Source organism: Streptomyces sp. SAS_281, from assembly GCF_052542855.1.
On record NZ_JBMNDO010000098.1, the window covers coordinates 1 to 18,174 of the forward strand.

16 protein-coding genes and 1 riboswitch are annotated in these 18,174 nt (G+C 72.1%); of the genes, 7 read left to right on the top strand and 9 right to left on the bottom strand.

The window, feature by feature from the left end; all coding sequences use genetic code 11:
• Positions 1–326 precede the first annotated feature (326 nt).
• A riboswitch (cyclic di-AMP (ydaO/yuaA leader) is annotated at positions 327–482 on the top strand.
• Between the two features lie 3 nt (positions 483–485).
• Positions 486–1,409, top strand: coding sequence for a M23 family metallopeptidase (locus tag ACN6LM_RS28655; RefSeq protein ID WP_445068280.1), 924 nt, complete (start codon positions 486–488; stop codon positions 1,407–1,409).
• Positions 1,410–1,592: 183 nt separating this feature from the next.
• Positions 1,593–2,447: an SGNH/GDSL hydrolase family protein gene (locus tag ACN6LM_RS28660; RefSeq protein ID WP_445068281.1), complete on the top strand. Its 855-nt coding sequence runs from the start codon at positions 1,593–1,595 to the stop codon at positions 2,445–2,447.
• Positions 2,448–2,465: 18 nt separating this feature from the next.
• Here ACN6LM_RS28660 and ACN6LM_RS28665 read toward each other — a convergent pair whose 3' ends face one another.
• The 6 genes from ACN6LM_RS28665 to ACN6LM_RS28690 are packed head-to-tail and all read right to left on the bottom strand — an operon-like array spanning position 2,466 to position 8,615.
• On the bottom strand, positions 2,466–3,359 hold the full coding sequence (locus ACN6LM_RS28665; protein ID WP_445068282.1) for an STM4011 family radical SAM protein: 894 nt from the start codon (positions 3,357–3,359) through the stop codon (positions 2,466–2,468).
• Between the two features lie 7 nt (positions 3,360–3,366).
• Positions 3,367–4,722 carry an STM4012 family radical SAM protein gene (locus ACN6LM_RS28670; RefSeq protein WP_445068283.1) on the bottom strand — a complete coding sequence of 452 codons (1,356 nt, stop codon included), beginning with the start codon at positions 4,720–4,722 and terminating at the stop codon, positions 3,367–3,369.
• Positions 4,719–5,531: an STM4013/SEN3800 family hydrolase gene (locus tag ACN6LM_RS28675; protein WP_445068302.1), complete on the bottom strand. Its 813-nt coding sequence runs from the start codon at positions 5,529–5,531 to the stop codon at positions 4,719–4,721. The genes ACN6LM_RS28670 and ACN6LM_RS28675 overlap by 4 nt, the downstream gene beginning before the upstream one ends.
• Positions 5,532–5,574: 43 nt before the next feature.
• Positions 5,575–6,720: an STM4014 family protein gene (locus ACN6LM_RS28680; RefSeq protein ID WP_445068284.1), complete on the bottom strand. Its 1,146-nt coding sequence runs from the start codon at positions 6,718–6,720 to the stop codon at positions 5,575–5,577.
• Positions 6,701–7,660: an STM4015 family protein gene (locus ACN6LM_RS28685; RefSeq protein ID WP_445068285.1), complete on the bottom strand. Its 960-nt coding sequence runs from the start codon at positions 7,658–7,660 to the stop codon at positions 6,701–6,703. The genes ACN6LM_RS28680 and ACN6LM_RS28685 overlap by 20 nt, the downstream gene beginning before the upstream one ends.
• Before the next feature lie 7 nt (positions 7,661–7,667).
• On the bottom strand, positions 7,668–8,615 hold the full coding sequence (locus ACN6LM_RS28690; RefSeq protein ID WP_445068286.1) for an STM4015 family protein: 948 nt from the start codon (positions 8,613–8,615) through the stop codon (positions 7,668–7,670).
• A 173-nt stretch (positions 8,616–8,788) separates the two neighbouring features.
• Between ACN6LM_RS28690 and ACN6LM_RS28695 the strand changes: the two genes are divergently transcribed.
• Together ACN6LM_RS28695 and ACN6LM_RS28700 are read left to right on the top strand one after the other, a co-directional pair.
• Entirely contained in the window at positions 8,789–9,115 is a 327-nt protein-coding gene (locus ACN6LM_RS28695; RefSeq protein WP_445068287.1) for a hypothetical protein, read from the top strand.
• Between the two features lie 82 nt (positions 9,116–9,197).
• Positions 9,198–10,202: a DUF6745 domain-containing protein gene (locus ACN6LM_RS28700; protein ID WP_445068288.1), complete on the top strand. Its 1,005-nt coding sequence runs from the start codon at positions 9,198–9,200 to the stop codon at positions 10,200–10,202.
• A 56-nt stretch (positions 10,203–10,258) separates the two neighbouring features.
• Here the strand turns inward: ACN6LM_RS28700 and ACN6LM_RS28705 are convergent, their stop codons facing one another.
• Both ACN6LM_RS28705 and ACN6LM_RS28710 read right to left on the bottom strand, forming a co-directional pair.
• Positions 10,259–11,236: an aldo/keto reductase gene (locus ACN6LM_RS28705; RefSeq protein WP_445068289.1), complete on the bottom strand. Its 978-nt coding sequence runs from the start codon at positions 11,234–11,236 to the stop codon at positions 10,259–10,261.
• The gene (locus ACN6LM_RS28710; protein WP_445068290.1) at positions 11,233–13,146 is read right to left on the bottom strand and encodes a hypothetical protein; all 1,914 of its coding nucleotides are present in this window, start codon (positions 13,144–13,146) and stop codon (positions 11,233–11,235) included. The genes ACN6LM_RS28705 and ACN6LM_RS28710 overlap by 4 nt, the downstream gene beginning before the upstream one ends.
• A 136-nt stretch (positions 13,147–13,282) precedes the next feature.
• On the opposite strand from ACN6LM_RS28710, the gene ACN6LM_RS28715 reads away from it, so the two are divergent.
• The 3 genes from ACN6LM_RS28715 to ACN6LM_RS28725 all read left to right on the top strand — a co-directional run bounded on the left by ACN6LM_RS28715 (position 13,283) and on the right by ACN6LM_RS28725 (position 15,994).
• A complete protein-coding gene (locus ACN6LM_RS28715) occupies positions 13,283–14,107 on the top strand; it encodes an amidohydrolase family protein (RefSeq protein WP_445068291.1) in 825 nt (274 codons plus the stop codon).
• A gap of 100 nt (positions 14,108–14,207) precedes the next feature.
• Positions 14,208–15,206 carry an acetylxylan esterase gene (locus ACN6LM_RS28720; protein ID WP_445068292.1) on the top strand — a complete coding sequence of 333 codons (999 nt, stop codon included), beginning with the start codon at positions 14,208–14,210 and terminating at the stop codon, positions 15,204–15,206.
• A 56-nt stretch (positions 15,207–15,262) separates the two neighbouring features.
• Positions 15,263–15,994, top strand: a complete 732-nt coding sequence (locus ACN6LM_RS28725) for a GntR family transcriptional regulator (protein WP_164401627.1) — start codon at positions 15,263–15,265, stop codon at positions 15,992–15,994.
• A 115-nt stretch (positions 15,995–16,109) separates the two neighbouring features.
• Here ACN6LM_RS28725 and ACN6LM_RS28730 read toward each other — a convergent pair whose 3' ends face one another.
• Complete coding sequence (locus ACN6LM_RS28730; protein WP_445068293.1) at positions 16,110–18,131, bottom strand: right-handed parallel beta-helix repeat-containing protein; 2,022 nt, start codon at positions 18,129–18,131, stop codon at positions 16,110–16,112.
• Between the last annotated feature and the right edge of the window lie 43 nt (positions 18,132–18,174).

Here is an 18,174-nt window from a genome sequence, read left to right on the forward strand (position 1 = left end):
ACCACGGTTCGGAACCGCTGCGCCGCGACGATGGCCATGGTGTGTCCGTATTGACGCGCTATGTCCAAACTGCCCCGGTTGCGTGGGAGATGATCACTTGCTGGTGAGCGGGATCATATCCGTGACGGTGTGTGGTGGCGCCCCGGCTGGGTAGTCCCCGCGCCGCGCGGAAAGCCAAGATCCGTAATCCACGGAGTGTGACCGGAATTCCGGACCGCAATTCCGCAGCGGAATCCGGTGCCGATCCCGTGGCTTGTTTCCGTCGTCCCGGCTCGCTTACGTTCCATGTCCATCCGGATGGAACGCCCAATCCTGCCGCCGTCCGGAATTCGCATCCACTCACCGTGTGGCAGGAGCGGGGGAACCAGGTAAGCCGCCGACCGGGACGACCGGACGGCTAGGGGTGAAGTCGCGCCAGACGCGGCCGGGCATCTCCAGCCCGAACCCGACAGCTCACCTCGCAGGCGCCGGAGAGGAAATTCTTCATGCCCAACTCGGGTAAGCACCGCCGTCCCAAGTCCAGCGCCATCGCCCGCGGCGTCGTCGCCGCGAGCGCCGGCGGCGCCGTCATCGCGCTTCCGCTGCTCGGCGCCACCGGCGCCCACGCCGCGGAGCAGTCCGCCCCGGCCGCGTCGACGTCGGCCGCCGCGCACACCGCCCCGGCCAAGCCCGCGAAGAGCACCGGCACCACCACCTACTCCGTGGTCTCCGGCGACTACCTGTCGAAGATCGCGGCCCAGCACCACCTCAAGGGCGGCTGGCAGAAGCTGTACCAGGACAACCGCGAGGTCGTCGGCGAGAACCCGAGCCTGATCTTCCCGGGCATGAAGCTGACCCTCGGCGCCAAGGCGGCCCCGGCCGCCGCCACTCCGTCCGAGGCCCCCGCCAAGACGGCGGAGAAGACCGAGACGAAGGCCGCCCCCAAGGCCGCCCCCAAGGTCGAGACGAAGACCGAGGCTCAGGCCGAGGCCAAGACCGAGGCCCCGGCCGCCCAGGACAACGCCTCCGGCTACGTCCACCCGGTCCCGGGCAACCACACCACCGCCTACCGCGCCTCCGGTGCCAACTGGTCCAGCGGCAGCCACACCGGCATCGACTTCCCCGTCTCCACCGGCACCAGCGTGAAGGCGATAACCTCCGGCACCGTCGTCACCGCGGGCTGGGGCGGCGCCTACGGCAACCAGGTCGTCATCAAGCACGCCGACGGCCACTACTCCCAGTACGGCCACATGTCCTCGCTCTCCGTCTCGGCGGGCCAGACCGTGACCGCGGGCCAGCAGGTCGGCCTCTCCGGCTCCACCGGCAACGCCACCGGCCCGCACCTCCACTTCGAGGTCCGCACCGGCCCGGAGTACGGCTCGGACATCGACCCGATCGCCTACCTGGCGTCCCACGGGATCTACGTCTGATCCACGTGGTACCGGCCCGGTGATCCGGGTCACTGAACAACGAAGAGGGACGGAGCGCCGCAGCGCTCCGTCCCTCTTCTTATTCCCTCTTTACCGAAAACTGACCGGGTGGTTTATCTCACCCCCCGTCAACCCCTTATTACGGTCGCGTAGGTCACATTCCGGGGTGCAGGATATGCGTTTGTGGCAGACGATTCGAACAACATCCAACAGGGCGTCATCGACCGACAGGGCGCCATCGGGTCGTACGCGGCGATTGGCGACAGCTTCACCGAGGGAGTCGGCGACACCGGCCCGGACGGAACATTCGTCGGCTGGGCCGACCGGCTCGCGGTACTCCTCGCGGACCGGCTTCCCGAGCCCGGCACACCGACGGGCCTCGTGAGCCCACCCGTTCCCGCGCACGGGAACTTCCGGTACGCCAATCTCGCCGTACGAGGACGCCTCCTCGACCAGATAGTCGAGGAGCAGGTGCCCCGCGCCAAGGAGCTCGCCCCCGATCTGGTGAGCTTCTGCGCAGGCGGCAACGACATCATCCGGCCGGGCACCGACCCGGACGACGTGGCCGAACGCTTCGAGCGGGCGGTCGCCGACCTCACGCGGTCGGTCGGCACCGTCATGGTCACCACCGGCTTCGACACCCGTGGCATCCCCGTGCTGCGCCATCTGCGCGGCAAGATCGCCACCTACACCGCCCACGTCCGGGCCATCGCCGACCGCTACGACTGCCCGGTCCTCGACCTCTGGTCGCTGCGCTCGGTGCAGGACCGGCGCGCCTGGGACGGCGACCGGCTCCACCTGTCGCCCGAGGGTCACACCCGGGTCGCGCTCCGCGCCGCCCAGGTCCTCGGCCTCGACGTGCCGGCCGACCCGGACCAGCCGTGGCCGCCGCAGCCCCCGCGCGGCACGCTGGAGATCCGCCGCGACGACATCCACTGGGCGCGCGAATACCTGGTCCCGTGGATCGGGCGGCGGCTGCGCGGCGAGTCCTCCGGGGACCACGTCGTGCCGAAGCGGCCGGACCTGCTGCCGCTCTGACCAACCCCTCCGCTGTCCTCAGTCGCCCCGCGACCGCGTCGCGGCGACCGGGGACAGCGTCAGCGCCGCCGGTATCCGCTCCAGGACCCCGCCCGCGAAGACGTCGTACAGCGGCAGCGTCTCCAGGTGCACGTAGCCGATGTGGCAGTCGCAGACGGCGAGCGGGCAGGCCCGTGGCCCGAGCGCCCGCCGATAGCTGCCGTCGTACAGATTGCCCAGCTCCGCCCGGACGAAGTGGCAGCGGCGCACCGTGCCGTCCCCGTCCACCGAGATCACCGACTCACCGGTCCGGCAGGGCAGGCCCGCCGAGCGGTGCGGATGGCGGCTGTACGGGAACAGCGGGTCGATCGCCGTCCACCGCTCCGCCTCCTCGTCCGTGTAGGTGTGCCCCTCGGCGGCGTTGACCCAGAGGTACACCTCGTCCGCGAGCGCCGCGCGCAGCCGCCGCGCCTCGCCGAGATGGGCGTCGAACCCCACGACACCCACACTGTGCCGGACCCCGAGTTCCCTCAGCTCCGCGCACCGGCCGAGAAAACGCTCGTACGGCGTCTGCCCCGGGTGGTACGTGCACCAGAGCGCGATCCGCTCGCGGGCCGCCTTTGGCGCCTCGGCCAGCCACCGCGTCCGGCCGCTCAGATTCGTCTGGATCGCGACGCGGCGTACATGCGGGAGGCCCGCCAGCTCCACGATCGCCCGGCGGTACCAGGAGCGCACCAGGCCCTCGCCCCACGGCGTGAACAGCACCGAGATCCGGTCACCGGTCTGCGCCGCGGCCCACGCGGTGAACCGTTCGAGCGCCGCCCGGTCCGCCCGCAGCTGCTCCGGGGTGTCGCGCCGCTTGGCGAACGGGCAGTACGGACAGTCGTAGTCGCAGGAGGCGAGCGGCCCCCGGTAGAGAATGGTCAGGTCCACGGGTGACTCACTTCAGCTCGTACGCGGCCATCGCGGCCCGTACGGCGGGGGAGAAGAGCTCCGGGCCCAGCGCGTCGGAGTACGCCAGCCCTTCCGGCGACAGCCGCAGCAGCCCCTCGGCCGGGGCCCCGCCGTCGAGCCAGCCCCGGGCCCCGAACCGGGCCAGCTCCTCCGGGAAGTCCTCGTACGGCGAGCTGCCGAACCGCTCGCGGTACTCCGCCACGGGCATGCCCTGCGCCTGGAGCACCGACTGGAGGAGATGGCGGCGGCGCGCCTCGTCCCCCTCGGTGTACCGCCCGACCTCGGCGCGGGAGAAGTCCTCGGTGGCCGTGTAGGCGTCGATGATGCCCCGGACCTCGTTCGTCCGGACCGCGTAGTCGAAGGAGTAGTGCAGCCGCGAGGTGTAGGAACGGGCGCCGCAGCCCAGGCCGATCATGCCGTCCGTCTGGCAGGCGTAGTCGTCGGGCCCGTCCGCGCGCGGGGCGTCGGCGCGGCGGAACATCCGCATCGACACCTGCTCGTAGCCGTGGGCCAGGAGGTGATCGCGGCCGGCCCGGTACAGGCGCAGGCGCTGCTCGTCCCAGGCGGCGTCGGCCTCGCTCCTCGACAGCCGGCCCAGCGGGGTCAGCGGTCGCTTGTAGAGCGGGTAGAGGTACAGCTCCTCCGGCCGCCAGCGCAGCGCGGCGTCCAGCGAGGTCTGCCAGGTGCGCTCGGTCTGGCCGTCTATCCCGTAGATCAGATCGATGTTGAGCACGGGTATGGAGGTGTCCCGGATGCGCCCGAGCGCCTGCTCCACGTCGGCCGCGTGCTGCGGGCGCACCGCCGCGCGCGCCTCGGCCTCCACGAAGGACTGCACCCCGATGCTGATCCGGGTCGCGCCCCGCTCGGCGAGCACGGCCAGCCGGTCGGCCGTCGCGGTGGACGGTGACGTCTCCACGGACAGCGGAACGGACCGCAGATCGGCGCCCATCCGCTTCTCCGCGATGTCGCACAGCCGCTCCAGCTCGCCCGCCGTCAGAAAGGTGGGCGTGCCCCCGCCGAACGCCGCCGCCGCGAACCGTACCGGCTCCGCGTCGCCCAGCGCCTCCCGCACGGCGCCCGCCTGCCGGTCCAGCGCGTCCAGATAGCGTGCGGCCAGCTCGCCGGGAGCGCCGATCCGGGTGAAGAGGTTGCAGAAGCCGCAGCGGACCTCGCAGAACGGGATGTGCAGATAGAGGGAGAGCGCGTCCTTGCGTTCCCCCGCCCACAGCTCGTGCAGCGCCGGCCGCCCGCCGGGCTGCTCGGCGAGCGGGCGGTACGCCGTCTTGTGCGGGTAGGCGTACACATAGCTCTCGTACGGGCGGACGGTGTGCGTCAGGGTCATCGGACGGCCCCCGGTTCCAGGAAGAAGTGGGCGTACGGGACGGTCCAGACGGACTCGTGGCCGAGCCGGTGACCGGTGTAGCCGTCGTCGCCGTAGGCCGTGCCGTGGTCGGAGCAGACGATGGCGAAGGCGCGGCGGCGGCTGCTCACGGCGGCGAACAGCCGGCCGATGTGGGCGTCCACGTACTCCAGGGCGGCGGCGTGCGTCGCGCGGCTGTCACCGGCGGCCCGGGTCGCTCCGGGCCGGTGGAACCAGTTCGGCTGGTGGAGCGCGGAGACGTTGACGAAGAGGAAGAGCGGCCGGCCCGGCGGCAGGGCGGCGACCACCTCCTCGGCGCGGGTCACCTGCGCCTCGAACGAGGTGGGCGAGGCCACGCCGAACTCCGGCTCCCAGTGCGCCTCCTGGAACATCCCGGGGAGCACCGAACCCAGCGGACCCCGGAGGTTGAAGAAGCCGACACCGCCGACGCACACCGTGCGGTACCCCTCCTTCGCGAGCCCCGACACCAGGTCCGGGGTGTCGAACACGAAGGTGCGCTCCGCCGTCGTCTCGCTGCCGGCGAACCGGGCCGCGAACAGCCGGGGATGCGGCCCGGGCGCGGCCGGGGTGGGCAGGAATCCCGCGAACATCGCCTGGTGGGAGGCGTACGTGAAGCTCCCCGGGGCGTGCCGCTCCTCCCAGACGCCGCCCGGCAGATGGCGGGCCAGATTCGGGATGCGCCCGGCGGCGGCCAGCTCGGCCGCGACGTCGTACCGCAGGGTGTCCAGAGTGACGAACAGCAGGTCGTGGCTGCCCACGACCTCGCTCATATCGGGGTCGGAGACGTGCTCGGAGACGCGCTCGGAGCGGTACTCAGGGGGTGGTGCTGACACGGTCGTTCCTTGCTCGTTCCAGTACGGCGGCGATCTGCGCCGCGTAGGTGTCCAGGCCCTCGGCACCGCTGCCGGGCAGGCCGGTGAGGTTCGGCAGCAGGTCCCCGAAGGCGTTGACCTCGCCGACGGCGAAGCGCCGCCAGCCGGCCAGGGGCAGCAGGTCGACGCCGACGCACAGGGTGGCCGGGAAGGCGGCGGCGGCCCGCTCACAGATCGCCAGGGCCTCGCCCCAACTGCCTCCCGCCGCCTCGACGGCCGCCCGCACCCCGGCCAGGTCGCCGCGCGCCCCGCCCAGGTGCAGATTGGTCATCGGTGAAGCACTGGTACGCACCACGGCGTGCGTGGCCCGGCCGGCGACCACGACGACGCGCAGGTCGGCGGCCCGGCCGCGCTGGGTGGCCTTGGGCAGCCAGCGCTCGATGTGCAGCCCGTCGGGCGCCAGCGCGTCGATCACCGCCGCGACCTCGCGCTCCGTCGTGCACCGGCGCACCCGAAGCGAGTTGTAGAGCCGGCCGGCCGGGTCCCGCTCGACGGAGGTGGCCGCCCGGACCCGGCCCCCGCCGGCCGTCTCGACGGCCAGCACACCGGAGGCCGACGAGCCGTGCGCGGGCTTCACGAACACCCGCGGCATGCGGTGGGCGGCCATCAGGTCCCGCACGTCGTCCCAGCCGCGCACGGGGGACCCGGCCGGTCCCGAGGTCGGCGAGGCGGGGACGGGCACCCCGGCAGCGTCCAGCACCCCGTGGCACAGGCGCTTGTCGAAGAGCGCCGCGATGTCCGCCGGGCCGTCGAGCAGGAGGGCGCCGGCTTCCCGGGCGGCGCGCGCCACCTCGCGTACGGCGGCGGTGAACCGCGCGTACCAGAGGGCCGAACCCTCCACCCGCGTCGGGTCGTCGACTCCGCGCAGCAGCCGGTCCACCTCCGCGTCCTCGCCCGGTGACTCGATGCGCACGGTCTCGACGGGCCGGAAGCGCGCCCCGCCCCGCAGCACGCCGAGCCAGGGGACCGTACGCGCCTCGGGCAGGCCGGCGGCGGCCACCGCGGCCTGGAAGAGGGAGACGCGACGGCTGCCCGGGTTGCCGACGACCGCGAGGCGCGGCGGACCGCTACTCGCTGACCGCGACATAGCGGGGCTCGTCATCCTTGGGGTCCCAGTAGTCCGCCTCGGAGAGGTCCACGTGGACGTCGTGGCGCTCGGACAGCTCCTTGAAGCGCTCCGCCACCTCGTCGCTGAGGTAGTGGTGGTGCAGGTCCAGGCCGCCCAGATGGGTGAGCGGCTGGCCTTCGAGGAGGGCGAGGCCCCCCACGTCGCTGAGTGTGCCCATCGAGAGCGCCAGGAAGTCCAGTTGCGCGACGACCGGGGCGGAGGCGACCGCCGCGGCGATCTCGTCCTGGATCTCACTGTTCTGGATCCCGAGGTGGCGCAGCCGGGGAAAACCGCCCCCGGACAGCAGCGGGGCCAAGTCCGCCACCGTGGCGTCGCCCGCGTACCACTGGGAGCCGAGCCACAGCTCCAGCCGCTCCAGCGCCGGGAGTTCGCAGGCGCCGACCGCGCGCACCACATGGCCCGGCAGACCGCCGGACTCGAAACGCAGGGACCTCAGCGCCTCGTGCCGCACCGGCGCGAGCTCCAGCGTCTCCTGGCCCAGCCCGCTGCCACCGCCGCGTACCACCAGCTCCTCCAGGTGCGGGAACGCCTGGAGCACCGGTGTGATGTCGCACATCCGGAGCCACGACACCTCGCATTCCTCGCCCACGACATCGGCGAGGAACAGGGCGCGCAGCGCCGGGAAGCGGGCCGCGTCCGAGGTGATGAGCTCCACCACGGGGGCCAGGGAACTGTAGTCGCCGTGCCACCAGGGGCCGATGACCAGGGCACGGACCTGTGCCGGTTCGACCGTCTCCAGGAAGTGCCGCCAGAGAGTGGCGAACTCCTGCTCCTCCCAGCCGCAGTCCAGCCGCCAGGCCGTGGAGTCCGCCGCCGGCAGCGGGCGGTCGTCGCCCGGTTCCGGCAGGGTGAACACGGGCAGGTGATGGAAGGAGCAGGGGTGATCGATGTCGATCATCGCGCCGTCACTCCGACACCGTCACGTACCGGCCCGCCGGGCCACGGTTGTCCCACGGCTCGCAGCGCTCCGAGAGGTCCACCCGCACCCCGTGCGGCGCCAGCGCCTCGGTGACGCGCTGCTCCATCGCCTCGGTGAGGAAGTGGTGGTGCAGGTCCAGCGCGTCGAGATGGGTCAGCGGCTGACCCTCCAGCAGGGCGGCCGCCCCCTCGTCGCCGAGCGTGCCGCAGGACAGGTCCAGGGTGCGCAGCCGGGCCACCAGCGGTGCCGAGGCGACGGCCGCCGCGATCTCGTTCTGGATCTCGCTGTTGCGCAGGCCGAGGTGGTGCAGGGCGGGGAAGCGCGTCCCGGCGAGCAGCGGTGCCAGGTCCGACACGTCCGCGTCGCCGCCGTAGGCCGAGACACCGAGCCACAGGTCCAGCCGCTCCAGCGCGGGCAGTTCGCTCTCCAGGACACCGCGCACCACCTCGCGCGGCAGCCCGCCCGTCTCGATGGTCAGCGATCGCAGCCGCTCGTGCTTCGCGGCCGGGAACACCAGCTCGGAGCCGCCGCGCACACCCAGCTCCACCAGCGCGGGGAAGGCGTCGAGCAGCGCCGTGACGTCGCTCTGCTCGATCCAGGAGATCTCCGCCTCCTCCATCGTCAGATCCCCGACGAACACCGCCTCCAGCGACGTCAGCCGGTCCGCGGCCGCGATGACGAGACCGATCGGATACGAGGACTTCTCCTCGTACGACTCGCCCCACTGCCCGATGATCAGGGCCCGGACGCCCGCCGGATCGACCTCCGCCAGGAAGGCGTCGAACTCCTCCTCCCAGGTGCCCTCGTCCTCGTAGGCGTCGATCGACACCCGCCAGGCGGCGGCGTCGGCGGCGGGCCGGGGGCCGCCGTCCGTGCCGGACTGGAAATCGACGGCCGGAAGGCCGAGCAACTCGTGCAGGTGGTCCACGGACATGCCCAGAGCTCCTGATGACGGCGGCGGTTGATGTCCGCAAGGTCTATCAAGGCCCACTGACAAGGCGGCGACCGGCCCCGCCCGGGGCGGCTCGACGGCCGATTGTCAGACCCCCGCCGTAGCGTTTTCGTTGTGGCCGGCACACCGGGTGCCGCCGCGGAGGGGAGAGGCCCGTGTACCGGCAGGGCGATGTACTGATCGTGCCACTGGAGGAGTCGGCGGTGCCCGCGCACCTCCTGGAGGCGGCGGGCGAACTGCGCGACGCGCGGGGCCGGCTGGTGCTCGCGCTCGGCGAGGTGACCGGCCACGCGCACGCCGTGCCGGGGCCCGGCCGGCTGATCCGGGAGGGCGGGGTCTTCGGCCCGATGCTGCTCCACCTCCCCGAGGGCGGGCGCGTGGTCCACGAGGAGCACGCGACGATCCCGCTGCCCCAGGGCTGGTTCCGCGTGGTGCGCCAGCGGGAGTACGCGCCGGGTGCGGTCCGCGTCGTCGCCGACTGAGCGGCGGCGGGACCGCACGGTGCGGGATCAGGCAATCACAGCGGAACAGCGGAAACAGCGGAAACAGGGGACGGGGAAACCGATGCAGTACGTGGACTCTTGGCGGGCCGTGGCGGCGGCGACGGGCGCGGCGGACCGGGCGGCCGCCGAGGACGGGGTGCGGCTCGCCTACCGCGTCGCGGGGCTCGCCGAGCCGGAGGAGTTCGTCTGGGCCGGCTCGCCCAGGGAGGCCGTGGAGGCCGTCGGGAAGCTGACCGGCCCGGGGCGCTCCGTGCGCGACGAGGTGCGCACCCGTCCGTGGGCGGAGGAACGGCGCCGGGTGTACGACGCGTTGGGCCCGGCCGGCTGGTCCGCCCTCTGGTCGGCCACCGGCGCCCAGCTCTGGGAGACCACGGCGGGCCTCGCCGAGCGGATACGGGCCGGGGTGGTCGCCGACCTCGCCGGTGAGGACGCGGAGGCCGGGTCCCGGGTGCGTCTGGTCCTGCTCGACGCGGTCCTCGGGCAGCACGACGCGGCGTGGCTCGCCGCGTTCGAGGGCCGGGGCGACAGGCTCGACGGGCTGGCGGCGGTGGCGCGGAACGCGGGCTGGTGGTGGCCCTACGAGCGGGCCGTGGTGATCTGCGAGCGTCCGGAGGCCCTGCACCGCGACGAGGCGGGCCGCCTCGACCGGGGCGACGGACCGGCGCTGTCCTACCCGGACGGCTTCGCGCTCCACGCCTGGCGCGGCATGCCCGTGCCCTCGGAGTTCCTGGACGGTCTGGCCGCGCTGACCCCGGAGCGCATCCGCTCCGAGGAGAACGCGGAACTGCGCCGCGTGATGCTGGAGTACTACGGCTACGACCGCTATCTCACCGAGTCGGGCGCCGAACCGGTCCACCGCGACGAGACGGGCGTCCTCTGGCGGATCGCGCTCTCCGGTGACGAGGACGTCGTCATGGTCGAGGTGGTCAACTCGACGCCCGAGCCGGACGGCACCCACCGCACGTACTGGCTCCGCGTGCCGCCCGGGACCAGGACGGCGAGGGAGGGCGTCGCCTGGACCTTCGGACTCCACTCCGACGTGTACGAGCCGGTCCAGCAGACCTGACCGTGCCCGGCGGCCCGCTCGCACCGGATCCGCTGCGCAGCGCGGTGCGCCGTACGCTACGGGACCAGCTCGCGCGGGACGAAGCCCTCGTCGGCCAGACTCCGCCACAGCTCGCGGGGTACGGGGAAGCGCGCCGCGGCCGCGTTGGCCGTGACCTCGGCGGCGGAGCGGCAGCCGAGGACCACCGAGGTGACCGCCGGGTGGAGGGCCGGGAACTGCACGGCGGCCGCCGTCAGCGGCACACCGTGGGCGGCGCACAGCTCGTGGCAGCGGCGCGCCCGCGCGAGCGTCCGACCGGGCACCGGACGGTAGTTGAACATGGCACCGGGGGAGGGGTCGGCGAGCAGCCCCGTGTTGAAGACTCCGCCCACGACCACCGCGGTGCCGGTCCTCGCGCACAGAGGCAGTAGCGCGTCCAGCGCCTCGTGGTCGAGGAGGGTGAACCGGCCCGCGATCAGCACCACGTCGATCTCGAACTCCGCGACATGGGCGGCCATCGGGGCGCTGTGGTTCATGCCGAAGCCAATGGCCCGCACCAGCCCCTCCTCGCGCAGCCGTCGTACCGCCGGATACGCGGTACGACGCACCTCGTCGGGGAAGTCGTCCGGGTCGTGCAGATAGAGGATGTCGATATGTGAGCGGCCGAGCCGGGCCAGGCTCGACTCCACGGAGGCACGGATGCCGCGCTCCGACCAGTCGGGGACGACCTCGCCCGGGGACCCGTCGGGCCGGGGCCGCAGGAGCCATCCGGTCTTCGTCGAGATCAGCGGGTCGCTCACACCGGCGGGTCCGAGGAGCCGGCCGAGCCGTGCCTCCGCGAGGCCGTGTCCGTAGCGGGGCGCGGTGTCGAAGTAGCGGATCCCGGCGTCGCCGGCCGCGCGCAGCGTCCGTGCCGCCTCGTCCTCGCTCACTTCAGTGAACAGGCCGCCGAGCGGTGCGGTGCCGATACCGAGCCGGGGCAGCCCGAAGGGCAGCCGGGTCGCCGCCCGCTCTGCCGGGAAGAACGTCCCGGTCACGCTGTCCGTGTCACTCACACCGTCTCCCAGGGGGACGCGCAGGCCGCACGGGCGCCGCGCAGGGACATCGTCAGGGTCAGCCGGACGCGGGTCGCGGCCGGGAGTTGGACGCGGCAGTACGGCCCGTCGACCGGAACCGGGGCCGCCGCGTCCACGGCCGCAGTTCTGATCAGGTGCTCGGCGAACGCGCCGGCCTGCACCAGCACCGACCGCGCCGACGCGCCCGAGTTCACCAGTTCGACCACCGTGTTCCCGGGCCGGATGTCCGTGACCAGGGCGGCGGTGTCCGACGGCAGCCCCGGGCGGCGCTCCACAGCGTCGTGGTAGCGCAGATGCAGGTGGGTGAGGCCGCCGTTGTAGAGGATCTGCGGTGAGCCGGTCGTCAGCTGGAGCAGGGCCTCGGTGACCACCGGGTTGAGGTGCTGCCAGTGGTGGATGCCCAGCGCGTCGGGGCCGATGGCCGGGTCCAGCGGATCGTTCTCGATCGCCGCGACCCGCTCCGCGCTGGACTCCAGGGCGGAGCGCAGCATCTGCTCGGGGAAGCCCGGATTCCGGCCCTGGAGGAATTCGTACCAGGGCTCCTCGTGTCCCGCCTCGTCCTTGATGCGCTGCGTGTGCACGGCCGACCAGTCCCAGCCGGCCCCTGCCCGCAGCAGCTCCAGACGTTCCCGGTCGGACTCCTCGCGGCTGAAGTGCCAGAGAGCCATGGGGAGCTGGGTGGGCATGACGGTGTAGTCGAACCAGCCGGAGTCGTTGTGCCGCTGCGGCACCATCAGGGTCCGCTCGGCGGTCATGGCCCGTAGATGCGGCTCCCAGCGCTCACCCAGTGTCCCCCGCTCCTCCGGCCGGCGCTGCTCGGCCTGCCGGAGTACCGCGTCCAGCGGGTTGCGGGCCAGGTCCAGATAGCCGCGCTGACCGGTCAGGAACGCCGCGTTGGTGGCGCCGACGAGCGCGCCGGAGGCAACCGAGGACAGGCCGTGCGGCCAGGACCAGCCGTAGTGCCCGCCGTACCAGCGTCCCTCCAGGTGGCCGCCGACGGTTCCGTCGAGTGCCACGTTGTCCGGCAGCACGTCACGCCCGGTCAGCCTCTCCTGCCAGGCGCCGGTGTACGCGGCGACCCAGTCGGCGTAGCGGCTGTCCCCGGTGAGCAGTGACGCGTTGGCGGCCAGCCCGGTGGCGGCCAGGTTCACCAGAGTGTCGCCGCGCCCCATCCGCTCCCACATCGCCCGGCCGTACGCGCGCGCCCGTTCCGGGTCGGAGGCCAAGTCGTCGAAGTGTGTGACGCCCTCGATGCCGTCCAGCGGCAGGCCGTACGGGCGGAGTGCCAGGCTCCAGGGGAAGTACGCGTCCTCGTCCGCGAAGCCCCAGCGCGGGCCGACGGCGCCGTTGTGCGGGGCGCGCACGATGCGATGGACGGGGTCGAAGTTCGGTCCGTCCGGGAGGTACAGGTCGGCGAACCGCGTGGCCAGTGCGCGCAGTTCGGGATCGCCCGGGTCGGCCAGGCACAGGCCGTAGAAGAGCAGCATCCCCTCGCCCTGGTGGAACCAGTCGTAGCCGCGCTCGTATCCGTCGACCAGCATGCCCATCTCGGTGAGCTGAGCCGTCACTCCGCGCCAGTGACGGCGTGCCGCCGGCAGCAGGTCGGCGCTGCCGCCGAGGAGATACAGGGTCGGCCAGTTGAAGAACGGCTCGTAGAAGTCGTCGACCCCGTCACGGCCGTCGAGCCCGACCCCGAGCCGGTCCCGGAAGACGAGCCGCCCGTCACTCTCGGTGTAGCGGTCGGAGAACAGCCGCCAGGCCTTGTCCAGCGCGGCGAACAACTCCCTTTCGAGCAGTGCCCACCGGGGAACCCCGGTAACCGGCCGGACCGCGTGCAGCACCGGTCCGTGCGCCGACGGCAATCCGCTCGATCTGTCGACCCCGCGCATCCATGACTCCCGCCCTCGAAACGACATCAGGACCATCGGGATCAGATAATCGCCCATCGATAGCCGATGGCTAGACTCACCGGCACGCGGCCGAGGTGTCAAGACGCCGGACACCGCCGATGCGAGGAGGACGATCGTGATCGACTGCCACGTCCACGTGTGGGACCCGGCCCAGGGGTTCCCGTGGATCCGCCCCGGAACGCCACTGCACCGCGCCTACACCGAAGGCGATCTGGAGGCGTCCGGGGCAGGACTCGGCCTGGCCGGTGCGATCCTCGTGGAGGCGTCCCGCGGCGATGCCGGAGAGACGCAGGCCCTGCGTCAACTGCGCATCCAGCGACCGGATCTGATCGCCGGCTACGTGGGCAACCTTCATGTCCATGGCGACTCAGGGCCCGGTGCGTTCCGTGCCCTCCTGGGCGAATTCGGCGACACCCGGCCCAACGCCATGCGCATCGGCGGCCGGGACTGGGCGGCCACCCCCGTGTCTGCCCGGGATCTGGTCCCAGTGCTGGCCGAGACCGGCCTCGCACTCGAACTCAACCTTTATCAGCGGGCGTTGCGCACAGCCGTCGAGGTGGCCGAACGACACCCCGACCTGAGCGTGGTCGTGGACCACTTGGGAAACCCACCGCGACTCGGCACCGGTGAACCGCGGGAGTGGTGCGCCGATCTCGAACGAGCCGCGGAAGCCGGCAACGTCGTGGTGAAGATCTCCGGTCTGCTCACCCAGCAGCACGGGGTTCCCGGCCGTCAACTGGCCCGTCTGGTCGGGCATGTGGTCGACACCATCGGTCCGGAACGCTGCCTGCTGGCATCCGACTGGCCCGTCTGTCTGACGCGCGGCACCCGCGCCGACTCGCTTGCCGCGTCACGCACGGGCCTCGGCCATCTCACCCCCGCCCAGACCCGTCACCTCGCGCAGGACACCGCAAGGCGTGTGTACCGGCTGCGCGGTTGACAGCCTTGACGGCACCCTGATTCGATTCTCTCGATGATCGATAGGCGATCAGAGTGGCCCGCAGCCGGCCCGCCGGCCCGACCGACGCGGAGTTTTCGACATGGCTCTCTTCGACCTGCCCCTCGACGAGCTGGAGAAGTACCGCCCCGACCTTCCCGAACCCGCGGACTTCGACGCGTTCTGGCAGGAGACACTCGCCGAGCAGGACCCGTACGACCTCGCCGTCACGTGGACCCCCGTGCACAACGGTCTGGCCACCATCGAGACGTTCGACGTCACCTTCGCCGGATACGGCGGACACCCCGTCCGCGGCTGGCTGCAACTGCCGGTGACCCGTACCGGGCCGCTGCCCGCCGTCGTGGAGTACCTCGGCTACAACAGCGGCCGCGGGGCCCCGCACGAGAAGCGGCTGTGGGCGGACGCCGGGTACGCGCACTTCATCATGGACACGCGCGGCCAGGGCGCCGAGACGCCCGACCCGGACCCGGCGTCCGGGGACATCGCGGCTCCGGGCTTCCTCACCCGGGGTGTGCTCGATCCGCGCCGCTACTTCTACCGGCGCCTGTACACCGACGCCGTACGGGCCGTCGCGGCGGCCCGCAGCCACCCGGAGGTCGACCCCGACCGCGTCGTGGTCACCGGCACCAGCCAGGGCGGCGGCATCGCGCTCGCGGCGGCGGGACTCGTCCCCGGCCTGGTCGCCGCCATGCCCGACGTGCCGTTCCTGTGCCACTTCGGGCGCGCCACGACGATCACCGACATGCCGCCGTACGTCGAGGTCGCCCGGTTCGTGAAGTCGCACCGCGAGCACGCGGCGACCGTCGGCCGCACTCTGGCCTATTTCGATGCGGTGAGCCTCGCGCGACGGGCGGACGCCCCTACGCTGTTCTCCGTAGGGCTCATGGACCATATCTGCCCGCCCTCCACCGTGTACGCCGCGTTCAACCATTACGGTGCGCTGCGGAATGTGGATCAGGCCGACAAAGAGATACGGGCGTACCCGTTCAATGATCACGAGGGCGGCGGCCCCGCCCATGAAGTCGTCAAACTGGAATGGCTGGGGAAGCAGTGGGGAAAGGCGCGCGTATTCCATCGATAGGCGATGAGCGCGTACAGTGTCCCAACTGACCTTCCCCTACGCAGGAATGGGAATTCATGGCAGCGAACGCGTCGGCGGGATTTGTCTCGACACTGGCCACCAACAAGGACCGGTTCCGCAAGGCCCTGATCTCCGATCAGGTGTACGAGCTGCTGCGGCAGGCCGTCGTCGACGGCGACCTCGCCCCCGGCGACCGTGTGGTCGAGTCCGAGATCGCGCGGCGGCTCGGGGTCAGCCAGGCGCCCGTCCGGGAGGCCGTGAAGCAGCTGGCCCGGGAGGGCCTGCTGATGCATGTGCCGCGCCGGGGGCACTTCGTGGTCGAAATCTCGGAACAGGACGCGGAATACGCACGCCAGGTGCGTGAGCCGCTCGAACGGCTCGCCGCGCAGCTGGCGGCGCAGCACATCACGAAGGATCAGCTGGCGGAACTCGACGCTCTGGTCGAGCGGATGCGCAAAGCCGTGGACGGCAAGGACATGGGCGCCTTCAGGGACGCCGACATCGAGTTCCACACGCTGGTCAGCCAGGCCGCCGGAAATCCGTTTCTTGAGCGGATGTGGGAGGTCATCGAGCCCAGCCTGCGCACTTTGCGCGCCATTTCCGACCCGCTGTTCGCCGGTGACTGGTCCGCCATGGCCGACGAGCACGGCCGCCTGGTCGGTCTGCTGCGTGACGGGAACGCCGAGGGGGCGGCCTGCGCGTTCGCCGACCACGCGGCGGGCCGGGGGCCCGTTCCGGACGCCCGCGCCGCGAAGAAGCCCCGCGAGGAGGCCACCGCCCGCGACTGACGCACCTGGCGCGGACGCGTCGGGGTTGCTCCGTGGACAGCGGCCACCCACGCAGAACGCCCGGCCGGGCAAACCCGGCCGGGCGTTCTGCGTGAACCCGTCAACGCGCCCGGTGTCAGCGCCTCGCGCCCGCCGTCCACCGGGCAGCGCCGTACTGGTAGGCGCCCAGGCTCGGGGCCGGGTCGGTGGAACCGTCGTTGATGCCGGGCAGTGCGATCGCCGCGTTCCTGGCCGGGGAGCCCGCGGCCAGGCGGTAGTCATGGCCGGCCGCGTCGACGAAGAGCGGGTCGGTCTCCGCCGGGAGGTTGTTCGACATGACGAGCCCGCCGTCGGTGGCGCCGTCCATGCCGGCTATCTTCCCCACGTTGTTGTAGATCTTCGTGCCGGTCGACTGGTCGGGCCCCTTCACGTAGAACAGCGTCATGCCGCCCGTGTTGTTGTAGACGCCGTTGTCGTGCGAGCCGCTGCCCAGGCCGTTGAGCATCACCGTGCCCTCCCGGTTGCCCCAGCCCACGTTGTCGGCGATCACCAGATCGCTCTGGCCGTTGTCCGCGTAGACACCGGAGATGCCGAACGTGGAGGAGGTCGTCTTCGGCGCGGGGTCGTGCAGCACGTTGTGGTCGATGGAGGTGCCCATCATGTCCGCGCCGCAGCAGGTGTAGACCGCGGCGACGTCCAGGCTCAGGCGGGCGTAGGCCGAGATGTCGTTGTACGCGATGACGTCCTTGCCCGGGGAGAGGCCCGCGACGCTGTTCCACTGGAGGTTGATCCCGCTGCGCCCGACCCGGGAGATCGTGTTGTGGGTCACCGTCTGGCTGTTGCCCTGCACGGCGATGCCCGCCGCGTAGGTGCCCATGTAGTCCACGTCGTGGATGACGTTGTCGGTCGCCGTGTTGTTCTGGCCGCGCAGCGCGATGCCGTTGCCCGCGCTCAGCGACAGATCACTGTTGACGACCTTGTTGTCGGTGCCGTCGACGATGATGCCGGTGTCCCCGACGCCGCGCGTCACGGTGGAGCCGCAGTCGGTCGCACCCCGGGTGATGTCCGTGTAGTGCGACAGGTAGGTGCCCTTGATGCCGTCGAGCGTGACACCGGTCGTGGTGGCGCCCGTCCTGACCGTCGTGGCGAACAGGCCGACGCCGGCGACCGTGGTGTGGCTGGTGTTCGCCAGGTCGAAGCCCAGGGTGCGGCGCTTCGCCTCGATGGTGTGCGTGCCGGGGTCGTCGTTGCTGTACACGTAGAGGCGGTGCGCGGCGGAGTCGTAGAACCACGTGCCAGGGTGCGCCAGTTCGCCGATCTTCCCGGCGAGCGCGTACCGGGTCTCCCGCGGCACCACCTTGTGCACGCACGGCGGCGCCGCGTCGAGGGTCACCGAGCCGGCCGTCGAGCCGGTCACCCCGGCGGTGGCGGAGACGTACCAGTATCCGGTGAGGGCCCGCGCGCCGGTCCAGTAGCCCGCCGGGCGGGTCTGGGCCGGGTCCACGATCGTGGCGTCGGCGCTGCCGTCGCCCGCGTACTGGAGCACCGGGTCCATGGGGTCCGTGCCCGGGTAGGGCCACTGGGCCTCGACGTCCATGGCCTTGTCGGTGAACACCTGCACCGTGGTCACGTCGTCGCCCAGATCCGCGACCGTGGCGTAGACGTGTCCGGCCGCGACGGCGTCGGCGAAGTCCGAGTCCGGTGCGTAGGGGTCGCTCTGTCCGATCGCGGTCACGTCCGTGGCGGTGACGGGCTCCCAGCCGCTCAGCCGCGAGGCACCGCTCACCGTCACCTGCGCGCCCGGGGCGGCCCGATAGGTGATGGGCGCCTGCGCCGTGCCGGAGCGGGTCGGTACGACCGTCTCCTCGTACGTCCCCGAGGTGATCAGGCACGTGTCGCCCGGCTGCATGAGCTCGGCGCAACGCTGGATGTGGCGGAACGGGGCGGCCGAGGTGCCGGCCGCGGTGTCCTGGCCGTTCGTCGCCACGTAGTACGTCTGCCCGTCCTGGGCCGCGGCCGGATGGGCACCGGTCATGACCAGGCACAGGGCCGCGAACGCGGTCGCCACCTGCCACGGCCGGCCGGCGGGGCGCGAGCCGCGCGCTCCGCCCCGCGTGGAAGGCGGCGCCGGCACCGGCGCAGTGGGCGGTTTCGGCATGACAGGCTCCTCTTCTCGGTCGTTCAAGTGGGGGGCGGGCGGG

Excerpts from the sequence above, each read along its gene's own strand:
- ACN6LM_RS28670 (WP_445068283.1), bottom strand. The coding sequence starts at position 4,722 with ATGACCCTGACGCACACCGTCCGCCCGTACGAGAGCTATGTGTACGCC.
- ACN6LM_RS28685 (WP_445068285.1), bottom strand. The coding sequence starts at position 7,660 with ATGATCGACATCGATCACCCCTGCTCCTTCCATCACCTGCCCGTGTTC.
- ACN6LM_RS28730 (WP_445068293.1), bottom strand. The coding sequence starts at position 18,131 with ATGCCGAAACCGCCCACTGCGCCGGTGCCGGCGCCGCCTTCCACGCGG.
- ACN6LM_RS28710 (WP_445068290.1), bottom strand. The coding sequence starts at position 13,146 with ATGCGCGGGGTCGACAGATCGAGCGGATTGCCGTCGGCGCACGGACCG.
- ACN6LM_RS28725 (WP_164401627.1), top strand. The coding sequence starts at position 15,263 with ATGGCAGCGAACGCGTCGGCGGGATTTGTCTCGACACTGGCCACCAAC.
- ACN6LM_RS28700 (WP_445068288.1), top strand. The coding sequence starts at position 9,198 with ATGCAGTACGTGGACTCTTGGCGGGCCGTGGCGGCGGCGACGGGCGCG.
- ACN6LM_RS28680 (WP_445068284.1), bottom strand. The coding sequence starts at position 6,720 with ATGTCGCGGTCAGCGAGTAGCGGTCCGCCGCGCCTCGCGGTCGTCGGC.
- ACN6LM_RS28690 (WP_445068286.1), bottom strand. The coding sequence starts at position 8,615 with ATGTCCGTGGACCACCTGCACGAGTTGCTCGGCCTTCCGGCCGTCGAT.
- ACN6LM_RS28675 (WP_445068302.1), bottom strand. The coding sequence starts at position 5,531 with ATGAGCGAGGTCGTGGGCAGCCACGACCTGCTGTTCGTCACTCTGGAC.
- ACN6LM_RS28720 (WP_445068292.1), top strand. The coding sequence starts at position 14,208 with ATGGCTCTCTTCGACCTGCCCCTCGACGAGCTGGAGAAGTACCGCCCC.
- ACN6LM_RS28655 (WP_445068280.1), top strand. The coding sequence starts at position 486 with ATGCCCAACTCGGGTAAGCACCGCCGTCCCAAGTCCAGCGCCATCGCC.